The sequence below is a fragment of the Deinococcus aerolatus genome (assembly GCF_014647055.1).
Classification (GTDB): Bacteria; Deinococcota; Deinococci; order Deinococcales; family Deinococcaceae; genus Deinococcus; species Deinococcus aerolatus.
Window position 1 is genome coordinate 1 of record NZ_BMOL01000047.1, and the last position, 4885, is coordinate 4885.

General features: G+C 61.5%; 5 protein-coding genes and 2 pseudogenes. 6 read left to right on the top strand and 1 reads right to left on the bottom strand.

The genetic code is table 11. From position 1 onward, the window contains the following. The first annotated feature begins 228 nt into the window (after nucleotides 1-228). The 6 genes and pseudogenes from IEY31_RS18300 to IEY31_RS18325 all read left to right on the top strand — a co-directional run bounded on the left by IEY31_RS18300 (nucleotide 229) and on the right by IEY31_RS18325 (nucleotide 4461). On the top strand, nucleotides 229-411 hold the full coding sequence (locus IEY31_RS18300) for a hypothetical protein (RefSeq protein WP_188974389.1): 183 nt from the start codon (nucleotides 229-231) through the stop codon (nucleotides 409-411). A gap of 98 nt (nucleotides 412-509) precedes the next feature. After that, nucleotides 510-2369: a putative bifunctional diguanylate cyclase/phosphodiesterase gene (locus IEY31_RS18305; protein WP_188974390.1), complete on the top strand. Its 1860-nt coding sequence runs from the start codon at nucleotides 510-512 to the stop codon at nucleotides 2367-2369. Between the two features lie 49 nt (nucleotides 2370-2418). After that, complete coding sequence (locus tag IEY31_RS18310) at nucleotides 2419-2718, top strand: helix-turn-helix domain-containing protein (RefSeq protein ID WP_188974391.1); 300 nt, start codon at nucleotides 2419-2421, stop codon at nucleotides 2716-2718. 10 nt (nucleotides 2719-2728) lie between these two features. Then, nucleotides 2729-2902 carry a helix-turn-helix domain-containing protein gene (locus IEY31_RS19130; protein ID WP_373289192.1) on the top strand — a complete coding sequence of 58 codons (174 nt, stop codon included), beginning with the start codon at nucleotides 2729-2731 and terminating at the stop codon, nucleotides 2900-2902. Nucleotides 2903-2910: 8 nt separating this feature from the next. After that, a pseudogene (locus IEY31_RS18320) lies at nucleotides 2911-3465 on the top strand (IS630 family transposase); the annotation flags it as partial. A 111-nt stretch (nucleotides 3466-3576) separates the two neighbouring features. Further along, the gene (locus IEY31_RS18325) at nucleotides 3577-4461 is read left to right on the top strand and encodes a hypothetical protein (protein ID WP_188974393.1); all 885 of its coding nucleotides are present in this window, start codon (nucleotides 3577-3579) and stop codon (nucleotides 4459-4461) included. A gap of 74 nt (nucleotides 4462-4535) precedes the next feature. Here IEY31_RS18325 and IEY31_RS18855 read toward each other — a convergent pair. Further along, a pseudogene (locus IEY31_RS18855) lies at nucleotides 4536-4885 on the bottom strand (IS701 family transposase); the annotation flags it as partial.

Consider the following 4885-nt stretch of genomic DNA (forward strand, 5'->3'; position numbering starts at 1 on the left):
GCGTCACACCCGATTCTGAACCCAGCAGATTCCCTCCCGCAATTTTGGATGGCCTGTCCTCCAGCCTCTAGGCGGCGCTGCTCCAGGTTCAATTGGCGAACTTCACCTGACGCGTGCAGAACAAGTCTTATTCAGTAGAACGGCGGCGCCGTCCGCATCCGCTTGAACAGGACAGAGAGCCACGCTGTCGGATCAGGCGGGCAGGGGGGGCCGCGGTTCACTGTAGGCATGCGAACGGCAGGTTTTGGAGACGTCACACTTCAAAACACTGCTATTTCTCGTTTCTCTCAAGGGATAGACCGAAATTCAGCTTTTCCGCCGTCTGAGACGGCCAAAAATAAATTTGTCGGCCATCCAGCAATGGCAGAAAAAACCGACTTCAATGACCGCACTTTAAGCCGTAAGAAATGAGTGTTGTCCTCATCCTTATCATCGCGACAAACATGACTCCCTCATCTCCCTTCCTGTCGGCACGCTCAGACGGCTGGCGATTGATTTTGTTGCTAGCGATGCCTGTTGCAGCCCTCGCCTTCTTCCTCGGCGCACTTCTCGATCCTCTCAGCGGACAGAGCATGCCATTTGACCGCGTGGCGTACCCCACGCTGACCGTGGGCCTGCTGGTCCTTGAACTGGTTCTATGGCTCAGTCCGAAGAACATGGACAAGACCGTGACCACGCTTGTCCTGACCACCTGTCTGTTCTTTCTGGGCAAGCTGGTCTACCTGCTGTACTTTTTCCCAGCGGACCACGCCGTCCAGATGGAGATGACCGAATCATTCTTCTGGATTCCTGCAGTTTACGTGCTGTCACTGTTTATCCCCAGTCTGAAAGTGGCACGCAACATCACGGTCAGTTTCTTCACAACGATGACGTTGTGCAGCGTCGGTTACGCGGCACTCAACGCCTGGACGCTGCAGACCGGCGGAGTGGTCTTCGCACTGATCCAAATGCTACTGGCCAACCTGACCCTGCTGGCCCTGACCCACGCGTTCATCGGCTACAAGGACCGGCTGTCCAGCATGGCCACACAGGCCGAGACCTTGCAGCGGCTGGTCCACACGGACCTGCTGACCGGCCTGCCGAGTCGACTGCGCCTGGAGCAGGAAATAGACGACGCTGTGACACGTGATGAAACTTTTTCGTTGCTGTTCATTGACGTGGACGGCTTCAAGATGGTCAACGATACGATGGGCCACAGTGCGGGTGACGACGTCCTGCGGGAATTCGCGAACCGCCTGCGAGGGGCGTTGAAGAACCGGGACCTGGCAGCCCGTATCGGCGGAGATGAATTCGTGGTGGTGATCAGGGGCGACTCGCCAGCGCAGGTGACCGTTCTGGCCCAGCAGTTGCTGGTGGGGCTGTCCCTGCCCTTTTCCGTGCGCGGCCAGCACCTCCAGCTGAGTGCCAGCATCGGGATCAGCGCCTATCCCAATGACGGTCAGGACACCGCCACCCTGCTGCGCCACGCGGACGCTGCGATGTACCAGATCAAGCGGACGGGCCGCAACGGGGTGCGGCGCTTCGACGCCGCACTGGACGCCGAACTGGAGCGTACGGTCCTGCTGAGCCGCGAATTTCAGTCCGCGCTGGCCCGGGAACAGTTGCGGCTGGTCTACCAGCCGATCTACCACCTGGACACGGGTGAAATGAGCAAAGTCGAGACCCTGCTGCGCTGGACCCACCCCGAGCACGGGGACATCTCGCCCGGCACTTTTATTCCCATCGCTGAGTCCAGCGGCCAGATCGTGCCGGTGGGCCGCTGGGTGCTGGAGCAGGCGTGCATGCAGGCCCGCAGCTGGCGCGAACACTATGGCTGGGCCGGGACGATCACCGTCAATGTCTCCCCCATCCAGTTCGCGCAGCCTCGTTTCGTCGAGGAGGTCAGACAGGCGCTGTTGCTCAGCGGCCTGCCCGCCCACAAACTGGAGCTCGAGCTGACCGAAAATGCGGTGATACAGAGCCCGGCCCTGGTCCAGGCCGCCCTGTGCAGTTTGCAGCGGATGGGCGTGCAGATCACCATCGACGACTTCGGCACCGGGTACTCCTCACTGGCCTACCTGCGTGACCTGCCCATCGGCTGTATCAAAATTGACCGCTCGTTTATTGAAGACCTCGCCGCGCCGCGCCGCGCGCCCCAGTACGCGGTGGCCCTGATCACCGCCATCGTCAGCATCGCGCGCACCCTCGATCTGCAGGTGGTGGCCGAGGGCATCGAGACGCAGGCCCAGTTGGAGGCGGTGCGGGGGTTCGGCTGCGATTTCGCGCAGGGCTACCACTTTGCCCGTCCCCTGGAAGCTGCGGTATTGACCGAACTGCTGGACCATGGGCAGCCTAGCGTTCAACCCCACTGGCAAAAACGCCTGAACTGATAAGGGCTCCGAATAAAAAGCTATAGAATGAGGCATCAGACAGACACGCTTGACGGCCCCCCTGGCGCACGATGCCGAAGACTTCTGGCAGGTGTACACCGCGAGCACCTGTGCCGTGGAACGGCGCAGGGCGCAATTCTTCGCGCTGCTCGCCGAAGGGCGGCACCCGAGCGAGGTCTTGCACGTCACCCGGTACAGTCAGTTCACCGCCTATGAACTCATGGCGAGGTATCGCGAGTTGGGTCTGGCGGGGCTGCGTGATGGGCGGCAAAACAACCGGGGCGCCCCACGCGTGTTGACTGCCGAGCAGCAGCAAGAAGCTTGCTGCTCGATTGCAAGCGGATTTTGAACAGGGCATCGTGTGGTCAGGCAAAGACGTACAGACGTGGGTGCTCGAACAGTGTGGCAAGACGGTGTACCTGGGCCGCACCTATGAATTTATGCGGGCAGCGGGGTTCTCCCCGCAAAAACCCCGGCCCCCTCACGTGAAAGGTGATGAAACGGTCAAAGCCGACTTCAAAACAAAGGGCTAACGGAGACGCTCCGCCGTGCGGAGCGTCTCCATCCTCGGGTGTCGCTGTGGTGCCTGGACGAACATCGACTGGGTCTCAAGCCAATTCGCCGAAGGGTCTGGGCGCCCACGGGTCAGCCCTTCACCTGTCCGGTCAAGCCCGCCTACGAATGGCTGTATCTGTACGCGTTCGTCAATCCAGAAACCGGCGAAAGCCGGTTCTGGCTGGTGCCCGTCCTGAACAAGCAGGCCTACAGCGCCGTCATGACGGCTTTTGCCCACAGTGTCGGCGCGGGCGCCGACCATCACGTGCTCGTGGTCCAGGACGGCGCCGGTTTCCATGTCCCTGCCACGCAGGGACAGTCCCCAGGGATCCAGACCGTCACCCTGCCACCCTCTGCCCCAGAGTTGCAGCCCGCCGAGCGGCTCTGGGCGCTCACTGACGCCACCGTGGCCAATCGAGCATTCGACACCCTGGACGACTTCTCGGAGGTGCTGGCCGAACGTTGCACCTGGCTTGAAACACAGCCGGACCTCCTCACCCAGCACACCCTCTTCCACTGGTGGCCTCTATCAACCAACTAATCGGAGTCCTGTGAGAGCGCAGATCCAGCCCCTGAAGGACATGATGTGGTCTTCCAATTTTCTTACAGACTCACTATATTAAGGAATCTAAGAAACTTTCACGGAGGCTTCATGTTCCACACAGTCATGCCAGTGCTGAGCTGTCCCATCGAACCCAACCTCGATCGTGCCGAAGTGTTGCGGCGGATCTGTGTGCGTCCGCCGTATTTCGCGCTTGAACGGATGCAGTTGCACCGCGAAGAACTGGTGGCCGAGGTGCACGCGGAGTTGCCCCGCAGCGCAGAACTCGGCCCCATTCAGGGCGCGGAACTGAGCCGCCACGCCGCCATCGCCGGGCTGTGCGTGGCCGCCCTGGCCCAACCCGACGATCAACGCCGCTACTACCTGGCCCAGCGTGCCACCTACCGGGGTTTTGAAAGCAACGCCCCGTACGGCTCCAGCGTGACGCTCCGGGCTTCGTTGCTGAACCTGACCCGGCGTGAGGCCACGGCCCGTATCCAGGCATCCGCCGCGGGTCTCCCACTGGCTGATCTGGAGGTTCAGTACACCATCCTGACCGACAGCGCCTTTGCCCGCCTGTTTCGCTCGCGTCAGCGCCCGGACTTCGTGGCCCAGACCGTGGACCGCATGCCCCCGCTGCCCGAAGGACAGCTCTCTCATGTCGGTGACACCTGGACCCGCCGCATTGCCGAAGTGCCGGCCGAGGCCTGTGCCGGTCACTTTGACGGCTACCCCGCCATGCCGGTGGCCATCCTGATGGGTCAGCTGTCGCAACTGGCCGGACTGAGTCTGGGCCAGGGCCAGCCGTTCTGGATTCCGCAGGCCAGTGTCGAGGCCCAGGATTTCTGCTGGGCCGGCGAGTCGGTGGCCTTCGAAGCACAGGCCAATGCCCATCAGGGCCTTCAACACGATTTTGCGTGCCGGGCCGAGGCTTCGGGACGAACGGTGGGCCAGATGCAATTGACCCTCCAGCGGGCTGCCGAAATTTGCTCGTGATGTGACGGTCTTGTGAATGAGGAGGCCTATTGGTAGTCCGTTGACACTGAAAGTTTTGGCGTCCCACACATAGCTTAAGTGACATAGAGCCGAAGAGGTACGCCTCTTCCTACCTGTTCAAGCAGCTGTAGAAGGCGTCGTGGTGGGCGCTCCGTTGAATAGGCGCGCCAAGCCTGCCAGATCCAGACGAATGGCCCCAACCACAGGCGTACCTGATGCAGCAACACACTCCACCCAGGCAGATGCGATGCATCTGCCTGGGTGGACTCATCGCCCTTGGATGGAGGCGAATGCTCAGCCCACCAGTGCAGGAAGCAGAATGCGGCGCACACCAGACTCCAATGCCGCCGAAGGGCGATGTCCGATCGAGCCTGGCAATGCGTCCAGCCCAGATGCTGCTTGATCTCCCGGTAAGCCTGCTCGA